This window comes from Candidatus Dorea massiliensis AP6, assembly GCF_964245105.1.
Lineage (GTDB): Bacteria > Bacillota > Clostridia > Lachnospirales > Lachnospiraceae > Laedolimicola > Laedolimicola intestinihominis.
In genome coordinates this window covers 92300-106436 of sequence record NZ_CAXTKW010000011.1, presented here as the reverse complement: position 1 = coordinate 106436, position 14137 = coordinate 92300, and the positions used below count along the sequence as shown (strand labels likewise).

Genomic DNA, 14137 nt, shown 5'->3' with positions numbered 1-14137 from the left:
GGGAATTTCCCAAGTGATCACCTCCTTGTGGTGTGCGGCTTTTACCGAGACTGCAAGGAACTTCGGTAAAAATCCGTGGTGTAACGACAGAAAAAAGCCCCGAAATCCGGGGCGAAATACTGTGTTGCGGCAGGTCGGACAAGCAATGGCTGAAAATGCTCAAAAATCCGAGATGGATTTTAGGGTGTTTTCATGCTCAGCAAGCCAGGCGGGAAACCGCTTTTTTTCCATGACACTGATTCTGGTACAGTCCTTTTCGCCCAGCGCAGCGGTGTTGTAGGCATCGCAGAGCAGGCCGGTATCGTCAGCCATGACGAAGGTGGAGAGGACATCCAGAAGCTGCTTTTCTTCCAGATTGTCGTAGTCACGGATACGCCGGGTGGGAAGGCACTGGTCATAAACCTGCGTAAAGCACACCACACAATCGCTGAAGTGGGGCATGGGATGCTCTTTGGCGTATTGCTCCAATGAGAAGTAGAACGGGTCGAGCAGAAACTCAGTGTTTTGCCTCTGCTTGCGTTTTGGGAGCAGACCGGGCAGGGTGACCTCCAGTACACCGTCCTCATAGACAACCTCAATTCCGTGTACAATACCGGCGGATGTCAGGTAATCGCCTTTGCGGATGGTGGTGCTGGAATATATCAAATGCCGCAGCCTGCAGGCAATTTTCTCTGCCCGCAGGGCGGCATCAGTGGATAAGACTTCATAGTTGTCCGGATAGCGCTGAATATCCGTGGTATCCATCGCGTAAAGCGCATTGCTCAAACGGGATATATCATCAAGAATGCTTCCAATCCGGTGTGAGATAATTTTTCGTTCCAATCAAGTTCCTCCTGTCTTCTTAAAGTAATGCACCTGGCCCGCTGCATCCACAGTGCAGAAACCGGAAATGCCAGGGCAGTCAATGCGGCGAATGTCTTCCGGATTATCGACCAAAATGATGCGGCGTCCACCGCTGCTGTCATCCCGAAGCGCATGGTTGATCAGGGCCTCCTGGCCAGAAGCTGCGTAGACGATTTCGTATAGTTCACCGTTTGCAAAGAAGATAAGCTTGACCGGAAAATCACCGGGAGCATGGTATTCCACCTGCCCGATAAAATCCAAGAGTACCCAGGCAGCCCGTATCAGGGAGTTGTCTGATTTTGCTGCCCAACCAGACGGAAAGTAACCGCCTGTATCAGTTTGAAAAATACGGCTCTGCTTTTGCAGATGGGAGAGCAGGGTCTTGATGATTTCTTCTTTGCCAGGGTGAAAGCAGAGAAGCTGCTGCATATTGAGACCGGGATACATCGTGACGATCCGCAGCAGAGCCGCAGCTTCATTTCCATAGATTTCAGCCCTGGTCTTCATGGGTATCACCTCCAATGGCGTAATATAGGCGTATTCAAGACGCATTAAATAGGAAGGAAAGCCAGTCAGTGTAAGCCCAAAAGATGATCTGGCTGGCAAAACTGGCTTTTAGGCGTAATACAGACGCAAAGCAGACGCATAGCGGCGTCTGGCAGGAAAGTTGCACATGGGAATCACCTCGCCTTTCAAATTGTTATATCTGCTGTTCGGCAGATGTGGATTGTTCACGGCGTTTTCGCTCTACGATTTCACGCAGCTCGCGGCGGTCGGTAGTGATCAGATCCTTTTCCAGAGGGCTGGCTTTGAACTCCACCATAATATTGTTGTTATTGGTAGAAATCAGACCGTGACCTCTTTCAAAGTGAGTGATCTCCATTGTTTCAGCATCGGACAGGTGCAGGGCTTCCTGTACCCGCTGGGCTTCGTCATCCTCCAGATTCAGAATGATCTTGGTCTTGGAGTTGTTGATGATGCCCTTACCAAATCTGCCGCCGTCAAGGTCAAAGAAATCGGCAAGATCCTGGCTTGCAAAAATCGAGGCGCCGCCGTAACCGCGTATGGTTTTGGCAATTTCCAAAAGAAAATCGCCGGCCAATCTTACACCAGCAGCACCGGCACCGGATAGAAGCTGCCAACACTCATCAATGAAGATGGCTTTTTCTTCTGTACGGTCGGCTTTGGCTCTGTCCCAAACAAAGTCCAGCGCCACAAACATACCTACGGTGAGCAGGTCTCCGGTGAGGGAGGAAATATCCAAAACAGTGTACTTGTTGTCGAGCCGAACATTGGTCTGCTTATTGAAGGTGCTGGCGCTTCCGTTTACCAGACGGTTTAGGATGTGGGCCACGCGCATCGTTTCCTTGGAGGTTTTCAAAATTTCGTACAGGTCACCAAGCACCGGCATCTCACGGTACTGGCCGGGCTGTGCAGGGTCTTCCAAAGAGGCGTTATCATGAGTGATGCCTTTTGTGTTATAGGTACGAACAAGGGCTTCGTCCAAAAGCTGTCGTTCCTCGTGAGACATATCGGGGATCAGCAGACTGAAAAATATGTGGAGCTGCTGGATCTTTGCTGCAAGTTCAGATAACTGGATGCCTGGACCGTCCAGAAGTTCATTCACCGAGCGGTCTACCCGCCGAATCTCCATGACATTGATGCAGTGGGGACTGGCCGGTGAAATCTGGATAAAGGAGCCGCCCACATTGGAGCAGGCGCGATGGAATTCATGGCCTTTTAGGGGCGCAACAATGAAAATGGGGATATTTTTCCGCCTCATTCGCAGCGCCATCAACTGCATGGTAAAGGTTTTGCCGGCTCCGCTCGTGCCAAGGATCGACATATTGGCGTTCTTATAGACCGCAGAATTGAAGATGTCCACGATGATAAGGGAACTGTTGTACTTGTTGACACCCAGCAGGATACCGTTATCATCACACATCTCATAGGATGTAAAGGGATAACAGCTTGCGGCACCGCCTGTCAGCAGGTTGCGCTTACCCCGCTCATACAGTTTCTTTTCCATTGCCACCAATGGCAGGGCAGATAAAAACGCCTGTTCCTCCCGAAAATGGCAGGTGCAGGCGTTCATGTCTTGTGAGAGCAGGAGCTTCTTCATTTCGCTGACCTTCCATTCCAAGTCTTCCTCGTTGGAGGCAGTAATGGTAATCAGCAGATTCAAGTAGTAGAAGTCCTCGTTGTTGGCAAGGCCCTCTTTGAGAAAGTACCCGCTTCGGATAGCGCCATCAATGTCATCAAAGTCGGTGTTGGTGTCGCTGGCGTCCTTGATTTTGGAACGGTTGATACGCAGCTGCTGTCCGACTTTCTGGATGATGGTTTCTTTGGGCTGACGGGAGAGGAACATATCCATATCGATCCCGTCACCGGCATTGACGATAAGACTGAGCCAGCCGGCTGGAACCTGCGTTTTGTAGCCATCAGAGGGCACCAGCAAATAAGCATAATACAGACCGTCAATGCAGATATGGTGACCATGCGTGAAGTCAATGCTTTTTGGCGCACAGAATTCGGTGGCAGGGATATGGTCGATCTCACTGTCGCGCCCTTTGGCAAGGTACTCAGCCACAACCTCCTGTGCCCGGACGGAGAGCGGCTTTACAGCACTTTCATTTCTGCAGAGCAGGTTATAGAGGACATCTACCGTAAACTCATCCCAGTTTTCCGGAACGATGACCTCGTTACCGCACTGACGGAGGTAGTTGGTAGCAGTATGGACTGCACTTTGCAGGGCATTGATTGCCTCGCCTTCTTCATCAGAGCGCTTGGTGTTGCTCCACGGCTCATATTCAAAAATCAGGAAGAAACGTCGGGTAATTGCCTCACGGGAACCGATCTGCTGAACGAACTGGAGGTAGTCTTCCTGCATGAGCAGACACTGTTCATTGGTCTCCTGTTCCATCTCCTTCCGAACGGTATCCAGATGGCGGTTGATCTCTGCCCGGCGTGTCAGTACCTTGATTTGCAGCTTGATGGGGCTGATTTTCAAGTAGGATACAAAGGAATAGATGATGTTCCGCTGTTCCTGGGCGCTGCGCAGCATAAAATTGATGGGTACTACCTCGACGACCTTGACATAGCGGTGGTCTTTCGTGTAGATGATGCCGTTTTCAATTTTGGAAATCGGCAGATAATCTGCTACCGGGTTAAGGCAGGCGGGCTTCGGCTCCTGAGTGCGGATAGGGCGTTTTACTTTGCGCTCCTTGGAGACCTTCTTTTTTTGCTTGGCGGTTTTCTTCTCTTTGGCAGGCTTCTGCTTTTTCACAGGACGGAGTTTTTGGCGGATCTCGTAGCCACGAACTTCATCAAACTCCGCTGGGAAATCCTCTCTGCCGGAGCGCCGTGACCGCCTGGGAGCCTTATCGGGCTTGTGTACCTTCTTTTTGATATGCTTGCCGCCATGCTCTGCCGCAGGAACCGCATCTTCTGCGCTGTTACCGCCTACAATGCGGCGATTTCGCAGGTACTTTATGAAAATCAGCAGAAAAGAGGAAAGGCTCTCACCGGAAACTCCGATAAGCGCCACCAATGCTGCTGGCAGTGCGGTCAGGCACAAAGCGATGATACGGGCAGTCAGGCCAAGAGGGAGCAATGAAAAAACCGGCACACCAATGGCAAATGCCAGGATGCCGGCTTCAATCACATTGCGGGCTTTGAACATACCACCGAAGAAGGTGCCTGACTCGATGAAATTCGGTGGTATTATGTAGGTATCTCGGTCGATTTTATGATTCATGATTAACCTCGTTTCCGAAGCCGGGCGGGCACATCAGCCGATAATCCAGAACGGACCGCCAGCTCCAGCGCGCCGGCTGGCCTCATTTAAGATAATGGACAGATCCCAGAGCTGTTCGCTCCGTGTGTAACTGGCAGGGTCAGCCACCATGATCTTGCCGTCTTTTACGCCACGCAGGACAATGAAGTGACCGGAAGAGGTAAAGTGGCCTTCAGACATGATTGCTACTACCAGTTTACCATTAGCCAGTGCGTCTGTGATGCGCTGTGGTTCCGCAGTGGTACAGCCGGAAACCGGAAGCCCCCATTCCCCAGCGGCGGCAGGTATCAGCGCATGGTAAGAACCACTGCTTTTACACCAGTAGCCGTTGTTGTAAGACCACTCGGCCATCTCCACAGGGTTAACCATATCGTCCGTCAGAGAGGACACCACGATTGCCATAGCGGTAGGGCCGCAGCCATAACCGCCAATATTGTCCGTACCATATGCTTTACCGGCATAGCGTTCATCCAGTTGATTGTAGTAAACAACAGGTGTGATCCCGTCGGTGAAAGTAACATCGCCCAGAGCGGTGATGCTGTTTCCGGTCCACGCTTCCAGATTTTGCAGCAGACCATCGCCCAAGAACAGGCTTAGGTTGGAAGCGTAATCAGATGCAAGCTCCTTTTGGTCATCGGTAAGCTGGAATACAACATCAGAAAAATAGGACTCACCGTTGTAACGGACAGTATAGACCATCCATGTTTCGGACACCGTTGTTTCTTCCCCAGTCTCCGGATCAGTCACGGTGCTCTCACGAATCTCTTGCTTGCTGGTGTAGGAATATAGATGCTGCTTGTTTTCCCGCAGGGTGGCGGCAAGGTCATTCAGAGAAATGCTTTCAAAATCCTTGTCTTTGGCCGCACAATACTGAGAGATAAACAGGTTGGCGTTATAAATGGGACCGCCGGAATAGGCATTTTTGACCTCCATATGGTCGGCTCCCGATGCCGCAAAGTCAGCTTCGATCCGGGCAAGTACATCATCCAGTGCCTCGCCCAAGATGCCGTTGAGGGTAAAGGTGATCTCGTTGGCGTTCTCAATAATCGCTGTTTCGCTATTCAAAATCGGAATTTCGGGGTCAGATGGCGAAAAAGCATTGGTCAGTCCGCCGAAAATAAGCCCGGGGAGCATGAGAACAAATAATACCGGCAGCATAAGCAGGGCAATGACTGCCACAATGATTTTTCCGATATGCTTCCGACCTGCCCACACTGCGCCTGCAACTGCACCGTAAGGACCGCCTGCGGCAGCGCCTTTGGCAGCGGAGGAAATAGCTTTTCCGGTTTTGATTGCGCCGCGGATGGTATGCGCTGCGGAGGCGCCGGTCTCCACAGCTTCGGAAAAACTGCTTTTTTGATCTTCTGGCATTTATATCTTGTCCTTTCTCCTCGGGGCTGGAGGCAGCTTTTTGACAATGGATTCGTTGAAGGCGATAGAACCGTCAGGAGCCATATAGGGCGATTTGTCAACAGCATCCACAGCGTACTGCTTATACCATGCTGTGCCATCCACGGCATGAACGGTGGTGTACTGGCCTTCCGGGGCAACATATTGGTCTGCGTGGTACATACCAAAGGAGATGCCTTCGGGATGTTCCGCAGTCACTTCTGTGCCGGTGATGCGGCCGCCGCCAATTTCGACATTTTGGAAGGTCGGAACATTTTCAGCTCCGGATTCCAGTGCCGCATATCCCATGTAAGAGTGCAGGGCTTCGGCGGCTTTTTCACCGGAAATGGAACCCATCTGGCTGATACTACCCGTGGCTACGCTGCCGATTACATTGTTGGCAAAATTGCCGCCCTTACTGACGGAAGAAGCGTACATATGGCCGCCGATCCCTCCGGCTGCAGCATCGCCTAAAAGACTGCCAAGACCGGAAGGCTTGGAGCCGGGAGTTGTGGTGGCTGTCTTGATGGCGCTGTTTGTGACTTTTCGGCTCACCACTCCAGCAAGACCGCCGCTGGCAAACCCTGCCCCAAAGCCGCCGCTGCCTTTACCACCGTTTGCGTTGACATTGGTGGAACTGCTGTTTCTCCCGCCGCCAAAGTGGTGACTGGAAAAGTTCTTGATGCCGCCGATGCCTCTGGCAGCAATCATAGCCTCAGCCAGCATGCTGCCGCCGGTATGTCCTACATTGACACCAAGACTGGAGAGAAAGGAATCGATTTTCTGGCCGACTTTGAGAAAGCCGATAGCACAGAGAAACCAGATAAACACATTGCCGGAAACGGCTTCTTTTCCCACAGCGTCTACCTGAGCCTGCACATCGCTTTCGGAGATAGCGGCAAAAGCCGGCTGGCAGAGCAGGCAGGAGAGAATTGCGACTGTAAAGGCCGCAAACAAAAATTTTTTGAGTTTCTTCAAGGATAAGACCTCCTTACAACGAAAGCGGGTTCGCAAGGAAGGACCCCACCATGCTTGTGAACAGGCGCAGGCACCAGGCGTTCATGACCAATAGGAAAATTTGACCGCCAAGCATCCGGCACCAGGATTTCCAGATGTTTGCTGTGGTCTGGCTGGCGCCCATAGAAAAAGCCACAGGAGCCGTGTAGACCAGTACACCGAGCAGCACATACCGTTCGGCTGCCTCGAACAGAAGTTTTAGGTAGTTCCAGGCCAGGATGAGAACCAAAATCAAGGTAATCAGCGCCACAGCCCCATTGGCACACACACCGATGATGACCAGCATCACGGAATTGAAATCTGCAAAGCTTAATGCAGGAAGGTCGGACTCCATGATCCAGTGGTAGGGGGTGCCGCCGATGGTAAGAACAATATTGACGATCTCATCTGAAAAGAGCGTCAGCAGGATAAAAATAACGGAACGGATACTCAGCTTTACCGGGTCTTCTGCTTCCACACCTGCGCCAAGACCGAAGTTTTTGAATAACTGCCAGACCCAGTTGAGCAGGATGATCCCGATTGCCAGAGCCACGAAAACAGAGTACATAGTCTCTGCTGCGGGAAAATAACGCAGAAATACAGCCATATCACAGCCCAGCGCACCCAAAACCGATGTGGTCACCAGATCAAGACCGGCCATTACCTGTTCTGCGATCCATTCCACTATGCCGTCTAAAATGCCCATAAATGCAAGCCTCCTTTCCGGCGAGCAGTCAGACGGTCAATCAGCCTGTCCATTGTCCGCCACTAAAGAGCGGCGTCACATACGCCATGATAAAGCCCAAGCCATTGAGGATAGCCCAGGTGATACAGATTCGTTTGAGCCAGGCGCGGCTTTCATCCACCGTCCGTCCGGAACGGGAGAAGTTCATGAGCAGCAAGGCTACCGAAGCAGTGACGATGGCGGCGATAGTGGAGATGGCAAGGATTTGGGTGTATACATCCTGCATGATCTCTTTGGCCTTGGTCCATACATCTGTTGCCGCATAAGCCGGCTGGCAGAACATCATGGACATCATCACACACAGGAAGGCGCTGTAAGCTACTTTGGGCAGCGAAAGCCTGCGCTTGGACTGGGTATCCGGCTCCTGAAGCTGCGGAGTTTGAGGGGTTTTCGTTTTCTTCAATTTGCGATCCTCCAATTCTGAATGATTTTTTGATGCTCAATAGGGAACAGAAAAACCCACACCTGTCAAAACAAATGTGGGCTTTCAAATGGCCGGGCGGCCATCTGGGCAGCAAAAAAGCACCCTGATGAAAGGTGCCGTTACTGTCCTGTTCGGTTTTGGGTGCAAGTTTGAGCATATTCAGTTTAACACATCGGTATTTACACTGAAAGAGCAGAACCATGCCAATTTTGTTCCCGAATTGTGCCAATTATTTGCCCGATTGTCCGGAAGGTGATTTTGTCTCTGGAAAGAACTGTTCCAGCATGTCTAAACTGTCCTTGGAGGTATAGCCCCAAAGGACGGAACTGAGGGCTTCAATAGCTTCCCGGCGTTTGCGGTAGTAGGTTCTGAAACTGATGTCACGAATATGCGGTCGTAGGGTCTCGATGATTTCCTCAACATTTTTGAGCTGCTGCGGCGAGAGGAAGGAGTAGTACAGCAGCCAGTAATATGCCTCACCGTTTTTGTGCTTGGTACGCAGCAATTCGATTGCGGAATCCAGCAGCTTGAGCATTTTGTGGCTGCGTTCAATGCATTTGGCATGATGCTCGATGTCGCTTCCGGCCAAATCAGCGCCAGCCAGATAGACTGAATCCAGAAAATCCTCAATGGAGGTACCATACTCAATCTCAAACTTGGTGCGGACATGCTGGACAGAAAGCTCCAGGCTCCACACAACATCTCGGTATTTTTTCAGCAGTTTCCAGGTATCATGGTACAGGGGATTATCAGCAACATCAGGTTCAACAAATTTTCTCATTTCAGGTTCCTCCTATTTTCGTGCTCCTCAGAGGGAGTGAGTGTAAGTTCAAAAGTGGCGATTGAAGTGTTTGTGCCGCAGAGGATGGTCAGACCAAAGTGGGCCGTGGATTTCCCTCGCGCACGCGGAATCAACTCTTCCCAGCAGTCGTCCGATAAGGGATATAACTTATAGCGGGAGAGCGGGCAAGAAAAGCAGGAAATCCCTTGCGTAGATAGGATGTCAGCCATCTTGCGGAGTATCGTTTCAATGTGCGATTTTGAAACGCTGGAAAGTGCATCCGAAACAATGACCTCATGCTCAGAGATGGACTGGCTCTCTTCGGTTTCAGCAGTTTCCGGAAGCTCCAGATGAATGTTTAAGGTCATGGCAACTTCCTCCTTGTCGATTAAAACATCGGAAATCTCAAACATGGTGGACAGGTAGTTCTGCAGGTAGATCACGCTTCCATGCCGGCCGGGAAACGACATGATAGAGATATACCCAAGACCGTCCAGCTTTTTCAGTATCCGGCATACGGTAGCGCGTGACAGCCCCCAGCGGCAGGAGAGTTCGGTATAACTGACCAACGGGTTTCCTGTACCATTGCGAAAATAGGCTACCGGACCGACCTCTGACCCCTGCACCTGCGTATCGTTGTAGACAGCGGATACCCACAGATCCAGAACGATGTCCATTTCAGAGCAGCGGGCAGAGCTGACCAGTTCCAGGGCAACAGAGACTGGCAGGAAGAAAAAACCGGTATCCTTTTGGCATGGGGCATTGTACTCCAGTGCGGAATTGTGGCGGGCCCAGTGGAGGATTTTATATTTGACTACATTGCCACGGCCCAGCAGTGTATAGGAAATCAAGTGCTGCTTCTGAAGGGTATCCAGCATGGACAGCGCCTGCCGATGAAAGCGGGTGCGGAACCAGCAAGACAGTTCCTTGACGGTGCAAACCCATTCGCCGGGCGAGACTGTATAACTGATCCCGTCAATACGGCGATATGAGGTGCGGAAGTTTGCATAGCTGCAAAGTACAGTAAAATGAAAAAGGCCGGAGCCTCCGTTTATGCGGATGCTCCGGTCGTTGATCAGTTTGTGGATGAACTCACGATAAATCCGGCATCGTGGGTAATCTACCACTTGTTTAATTTGAAGTTGGTATTCAGGCATGGCAGTCTCCTCTTTACTAATTATTAAAGGTAGGGAAATAAAAGTCATAAAATGTTTCAATAAAAACCGTTGACTTGGATGGGCTTGGAGGTTATCATATAATATGTATGCGTCTGCGATTAAACAAACAAGCCGTTCTTCATGTAGAGATTATGGTGGATACGGCATACTGGGATAGCATAGCAGAATGCTGCCATTCCTGTGCCAGTAATATGCCATAACAGACGCACTACAACTTTCTACAATTTTTCTACAACTTTTGAGGCGAAAAGGACGGCACAAGAGGACACAAGACGAATGAAAAAAGTTTCACGAATCGAGTATTGTGCGAGTTTTGAACCCTTACAGAGCGGCATGGGGCAGGATGGAGAGAGCAAAATTTTATTCCCGACAATGAAGTCACTGGACGCTGACAAGAAATCTGCGAAGTCAGAAAACAGCACTTCCACAGCAACACCGGAGAAAGAAGAAGTTATCGACTTCTCCAAGGTAAAGGTAGAGCCTTTATTTGAGGAATTTGTTGATTTCGATACTTTCAGCAAGTCCGATTTCAGAGCTGTAAAGGTTAAAGCGTGTGAAGCTGTTAAGAAATCCAAGAAGCTGTTACAGTTCACTCTGGATGATGGAACAGGCACAGATCGTACGATTTTAAGCGGTATTCACGCTTATTACGAGCCGGAAGAACTGGTTGGAAAGACCTTAATTGCGATCACCAACCTGCCACCGAGAGCCATGATGGGAATTGAATCCTGTGGAATGCTCCTCAGTGCAATCCATGAGGAAGAGGGAGAAGAAAAGCTCCATCTTCTGATGGTTGATAACCACATCCCGGCTGGTGCAAAGCTCTATTAAGATGTAAATATATGAAAGTCAGTTACTCCGTGCCTATGGCACTCCCGTAACTGCCAACTGCATTCGTAATCCGGGCGATTGCCCTGCTTACTCATACAGTTTAGCCTGCCCGATATCCATGAATTCGTTCATGCAAGCATGACTCATTCATGGCTGCCGTTCAGGACTTTCATAGTAAATAGACGGGACGTACTTCATTTGATAAAAAACTGGAAAAACAGCGATTTACATCAAACTTACATCATTTGATGCAGAAATCGGTGCAACCAAGAAAAAATCGCATAATTAGTGCAATGAGTGGGCAATTCCAATCGGAGTTGCCCATTTTCTAAAATGAGTGGAAATACTAATCGGGATTTATTGTATTAGGGTTATTAGAAAAAGGAGAAGATTATGGGGACATATGTATGTTTTGACAGACATATTCATATAGGGTACGAAACCAGAACAAATGGCATTTTAAGTCAGCTTGGTTATGTAGATATTAATGAGCTGTCATTAAGAAGAATAAAAAATACAACACGAAATGATGCGTCAAGGTAATGCCAGAATTATCGTGATACATCCTTTTGTATTTGGAATGATTATTTTTCTTTCCCTACTTGTCGAAAGTAATGGATGGAATGTATAATATTGTTAATGATCCAGAGATATTTATTTTGGAAACAGCTTAATCAATTTGGAGGTATAAAATGAAAGCACATAAATATTGGTCAATCGGAGCAATAGTTACAATGGTTGGAACTTTTTATACAGGATATAAAGGGTTAAAAGCAGCACACAAATACTTTGCGTTTGGCTCTCTGATATGCATGATTATGGCAGTCTATTCTGGTCATAAAATGATTTCAGGTAATAAAAGAACAAGAAAACAGGTGGAAAATACAAAAGCGGAGGAATAGTAAATGTTAGAGTTAGGAATAAAAGCACCGGACTTTGAATTGCCGGATCAGAATGGAGAAATGCATAAATTAAGCGATTATGCAGGAAAAAAAGTAATCTTATATTTTTATCCAAAGGATAATACACCAGGATGTACGAAGCAGGCATGTGGCTTTTCTGAGCGTTATCCACAGTTTACTGAGAAGGGAGCTGTTATTCTCGGAGTAAGCAAGGACTCTGTAGCGTCTCACAAGAGATTTGAAGAAAAATACGGACTGGCATTTACGCTATTAGCAGATCCGGAGCGTAAAGTTATTGAAGCATATGATGTCTGGAAAGAAAAGAAAAATTATGGAAAAGTATCTATGGGTGTAGTAAGAACTACATATCTTATTGATGAGCAGGGAATCATTATAAAGGCAAATGATAAAGTCAAGGCGGCAGATGATCCTGAAAATATGCTTAAGGAATTGGCATAATGAAGATTATTTTATCACCTGCAAAAAAGATGATTGTAGATACCGATAACTTAGCACCGGTTGAACTGCCTGTCTATATTGATAAGACAGCAGAAGTATTAAACTGGATGAAAAGCAAATCAAAAGAAGAACTGAAAGCTATCTGGAAATGTAATGACAAGATTGCAGAGCAGAACTTTAACAGATTGGAAAATATGGATCTTTATAACAGGCTTACTCCGGCTGTTTTAGCATATGATGGGATTGCATTTCAATATATGGCACCATCTGTGTTTGAAATCCAGCAGTTTGAGTATTTGCAAAATCATTTAAGAATCTTGTCTGCGTTTTATGGCATTTTAAAACCAATGGATGGTGTGACTCCTTATCGTCTTGAAATGCAGGCAAAGGTTGGAATTGGAGATGCAAAAAGTCTGTATGAGTACTGGGGAGAATTGTTATACCGCTCAGTAATCGATGACAGTAGGATTATCATTAATCTTGCATCAAAAGAATACTCAAAATGTATAGAAAAGTATCTGACATCACAGGACAGATATATTACAATTGTATTTTGTGAGTTATCCGGAGATAAATTGGTAACAAAAGGTACCTATGCCAAGATGGCTCGTGGTGAAATGGTCAGATTCATAGCGGAAAATAATATTGAAAATCCGGTGGAGATTCAGAAATTTGACAGAATCGGATATTCGTTTAGGTGTGATTTATCTTCAGATTCAGAATATGTATTTGAACGCAAAATAAAATAGTTATTCAGGTAAAAGATACTCAGTTTGGCAGCTTTTATAATAATGAGAATTATTACTATTCATAACACTCATGGAATTGAATGTGTGGATTATGATATTTCATTTAAAGGCATTTGCCCGAAATGCAGGGAGAAGGTAAAGTAGGAATTACCGGATGACTTTATATGTCCTTTGTGCAAGCACCCGGCATCAGATTTTGAAAAAGTAGTAAAGAAAACGGAGGTAAAAGAGATGGCAGAAAACAAATATGCAGGAACACAGACAGAGAAGAATTTACAGGAGGCATTTGCAGGGGAATCACAGGCAAGAAATAAGTATACCTATTTTGCTTCTGTAGCGAAAAAGGAAGGCTACGAGCAGATGTCAGCATTGTTTTTAAAGACTGCAGATAATGAGAAAGAACATGCAAAGATGTGGTTTAAGGAATTAGCAGGAATTGGTGATACAAAGGAAAACCTGGCGGCAGCGGCAGAAGGCGAAAATTATGAGTGGACAGATATGTATGATGGCTTTGCTAAAACAGCTGAGGAAGAAGGATTCCCTGAGCTTGCAGCAAAATTCAGGGCAGTAGGTGAGATTGAGAAGCACCATGAGGAAAGATATCGTGCACTTCTTAAGAATATTGAAACTGCACAGGTATTTGAAAAGAGCGAAGTTAAGGTATGGGAATGCCGTAACTGCGGACATATTGTGGTAGGAACTAAGGCGCCTGAAGTATGTCCGGTATGTAATCATCCACAGAGCTATTTTGAAGTACATGAAGAGAATTATTAAGGAGATGAGATTATTACGAAGAAGAAAGTGATTAATTCAAAAAAGCAGTAATGATAGGCTGTGTATTAATATATTTACAAGGAGGAACAACGAATGAAATACGTATGTGATGTTTGCGGATGGGAATATGATGAGGAGAAGGGCTATCCAGAAGGTGGTATTGCACCTGGTACAAAGTGGGAGGATATTCCAGAAGATTTTGAATGTCCGTTATGCTTTGTAGGAAAAGACCAGTTCTCAGAAGCATAAATGTATTATGATAGGATTATA

14 protein-coding genes and 2 pseudogenes are annotated in these 14137 nt (G+C 47.5%); 7 read left to right on the top strand and 9 right to left on the bottom strand.

The window, feature by feature from the left end; translation table 11 throughout:
* Window positions 1-159: 159 nt before the first annotated feature.
* From ACESZP_RS12395 to ACESZP_RS12355, 9 genes are all read right to left on the bottom strand, one after another.
* Complete coding sequence (locus ACESZP_RS12395; protein WP_118024156.1) at window positions 160-822, bottom strand: DUF6100 family protein; 663 nt, start codon at window positions 820-822, stop codon at window positions 160-162.
* The gene (locus ACESZP_RS12390) at window positions 823-1350 is read right to left on the bottom strand and encodes a DUF5697 family protein (protein ID WP_195629097.1); all 528 of its coding nucleotides are present in this window, start codon (window positions 1348-1350) and stop codon (window positions 823-825) included.
* Between the two features lie 193 nt (window positions 1351-1543).
* The gene (locus ACESZP_RS12385; RefSeq protein ID WP_499709149.1) at window positions 1544-4600 is read right to left on the bottom strand and encodes a VirB4 family type IV secretion system protein; all 3057 of its coding nucleotides are present in this window, start codon (window positions 4598-4600) and stop codon (window positions 1544-1546) included.
* 33 nt (window positions 4601-4633) lie between these two features.
* Complete coding sequence (locus tag ACESZP_RS12380) at window positions 4634-6010, bottom strand: C39 family peptidase (RefSeq protein ID WP_118726449.1); 1377 nt, start codon at window positions 6008-6010, stop codon at window positions 4634-4636.
* Window positions 6011-7006 (bottom strand): hypothetical protein, encoded by a 996-nt coding sequence (locus ACESZP_RS12375; RefSeq protein ID WP_006873391.1) that lies wholly within the window; start codon window positions 7004-7006, stop codon window positions 6011-6013.
* Window positions 7007-7019: 13 nt separating this feature from the next.
* On the bottom strand, window positions 7020-7730 hold the full coding sequence (locus ACESZP_RS12370) for a hypothetical protein (RefSeq protein ID WP_003499607.1): 711 nt from the start codon (window positions 7728-7730) through the stop codon (window positions 7020-7022).
* A 40-nt stretch (window positions 7731-7770) separates the two neighbouring features.
* Complete coding sequence (locus tag ACESZP_RS12365) at window positions 7771-8172, bottom strand: hypothetical protein (RefSeq protein WP_003499603.1); 402 nt, start codon at window positions 8170-8172, stop codon at window positions 7771-7773.
* A gap of 250 nt (window positions 8173-8422) precedes the next feature.
* On the bottom strand, window positions 8423-8974 hold the full coding sequence (locus ACESZP_RS12360; RefSeq protein ID WP_118480337.1) for a hypothetical protein: 552 nt from the start codon (window positions 8972-8974) through the stop codon (window positions 8423-8425).
* Window positions 8971-10131 (bottom strand): MarR family transcriptional regulator, encoded by a 1161-nt coding sequence (locus ACESZP_RS12355; RefSeq protein ID WP_499709148.1) that lies wholly within the window; start codon window positions 10129-10131, stop codon window positions 8971-8973. The genes ACESZP_RS12360 and ACESZP_RS12355 overlap by 4 nt, the downstream gene beginning before the upstream one ends.
* A gap of 378 nt (window positions 10132-10509) precedes the next feature.
* Here ACESZP_RS12355 and ACESZP_RS12350 point away from each other — a divergent pair.
* From ACESZP_RS12350 to ACESZP_RS12320, 7 genes and pseudogenes are all read left to right on the top strand, one after another.
* A pseudogene (locus tag ACESZP_RS12350) lies at window positions 10510-10983 on the top strand (lysine--tRNA ligase); the annotation flags it as partial.
* 692 nt (window positions 10984-11675) lie between these two features.
* Window positions 11676-11885, top strand: coding sequence for a DUF6219 family protein (locus tag ACESZP_RS12345; RefSeq protein WP_015516636.1), 210 nt, complete (start codon window positions 11676-11678; stop codon window positions 11883-11885).
* A 3-nt stretch (window positions 11886-11888) separates the two neighbouring features.
* On the top strand, window positions 11889-12344 hold the full coding sequence (gene bcp, locus ACESZP_RS12340) for a thioredoxin-dependent thiol peroxidase (RefSeq protein ID WP_015516635.1): 456 nt from the start codon (window positions 11889-11891) through the stop codon (window positions 12342-12344).
* The gene (gene yaaA, locus ACESZP_RS12335) at window positions 12344-13093 is read left to right on the top strand and encodes a peroxide stress protein YaaA (protein WP_499709147.1); all 750 of its coding nucleotides are present in this window, start codon (window positions 12344-12346) and stop codon (window positions 13091-13093) included. The genes bcp and yaaA overlap by 1 nt, the downstream gene beginning before the upstream one ends.
* A gap of 57 nt (window positions 13094-13150) precedes the next feature.
* Window positions 13151-13237 (top strand): annotated as a pseudogene (locus ACESZP_RS12330) (Fur family transcriptional regulator); the annotation flags it as partial.
* A gap of 87 nt (window positions 13238-13324) precedes the next feature.
* Window positions 13325-13867 carry a rubrerythrin gene (gene rbr / locus ACESZP_RS12325; RefSeq protein ID WP_226969065.1) on the top strand — a complete coding sequence of 181 codons (543 nt, stop codon included), beginning with the start codon at window positions 13325-13327 and terminating at the stop codon, window positions 13865-13867.
* Between the two features lie 93 nt (window positions 13868-13960).
* Window positions 13961-14116, top strand: coding sequence for a rubredoxin (locus ACESZP_RS12320; protein WP_055067548.1), 156 nt, complete (start codon window positions 13961-13963; stop codon window positions 14114-14116).
* Window positions 14117-14137: the final 21 nt, after the last annotated feature.

Excerpts from the sequence above, each read along its gene's own strand:
- ACESZP_RS12390 (WP_195629097.1), bottom strand. The coding sequence starts at position 1,350 with ATGAAGACCAGGGCTGAAATCTATGGAAATGAAGCTGCGGCTCTGCTG.
- ACESZP_RS12385 (WP_499709149.1), bottom strand. The coding sequence starts at position 4,600 with ATGAATCATAAAATCGACCGAGATACCTACATAATACCACCGAATTTC.
- ACESZP_RS12380 (WP_118726449.1), bottom strand. The coding sequence starts at position 6,010 with ATGCCAGAAGATCAAAAAAGCAGTTTTTCCGAAGCTGTGGAGACCGGC.
- ACESZP_RS12370 (WP_003499607.1), bottom strand. The coding sequence starts at position 7,730 with ATGGGCATTTTAGACGGCATAGTGGAATGGATCGCAGAACAGGTAATG.
- ACESZP_RS12360 (WP_118480337.1), bottom strand. The coding sequence starts at position 8,974 with ATGAGAAAATTTGTTGAACCTGATGTTGCTGATAATCCCCTGTACCAT.
- ACESZP_RS12355 (WP_499709148.1), bottom strand. The coding sequence starts at position 10,131 with ATGCCTGAATACCAACTTCAAATTAAACAAGTGGTAGATTACCCACGA.
- ACESZP_RS12345 (WP_015516636.1), top strand. The coding sequence starts at position 11,676 with ATGAAAGCACATAAATATTGGTCAATCGGAGCAATAGTTACAATGGTT.
- bcp (WP_015516635.1), top strand. The coding sequence starts at position 11,889 with ATGTTAGAGTTAGGAATAAAAGCACCGGACTTTGAATTGCCGGATCAG.
- yaaA (WP_499709147.1), top strand. The coding sequence starts at position 12,344 with ATGAAGATTATTTTATCACCTGCAAAAAAGATGATTGTAGATACCGAT.
- rbr (WP_226969065.1), top strand. The coding sequence starts at position 13,325 with ATGGCAGAAAACAAATATGCAGGAACACAGACAGAGAAGAATTTACAG.
- ACESZP_RS12320 (WP_055067548.1), top strand. The coding sequence starts at position 13,961 with ATGAAATACGTATGTGATGTTTGCGGATGGGAATATGATGAGGAGAAG.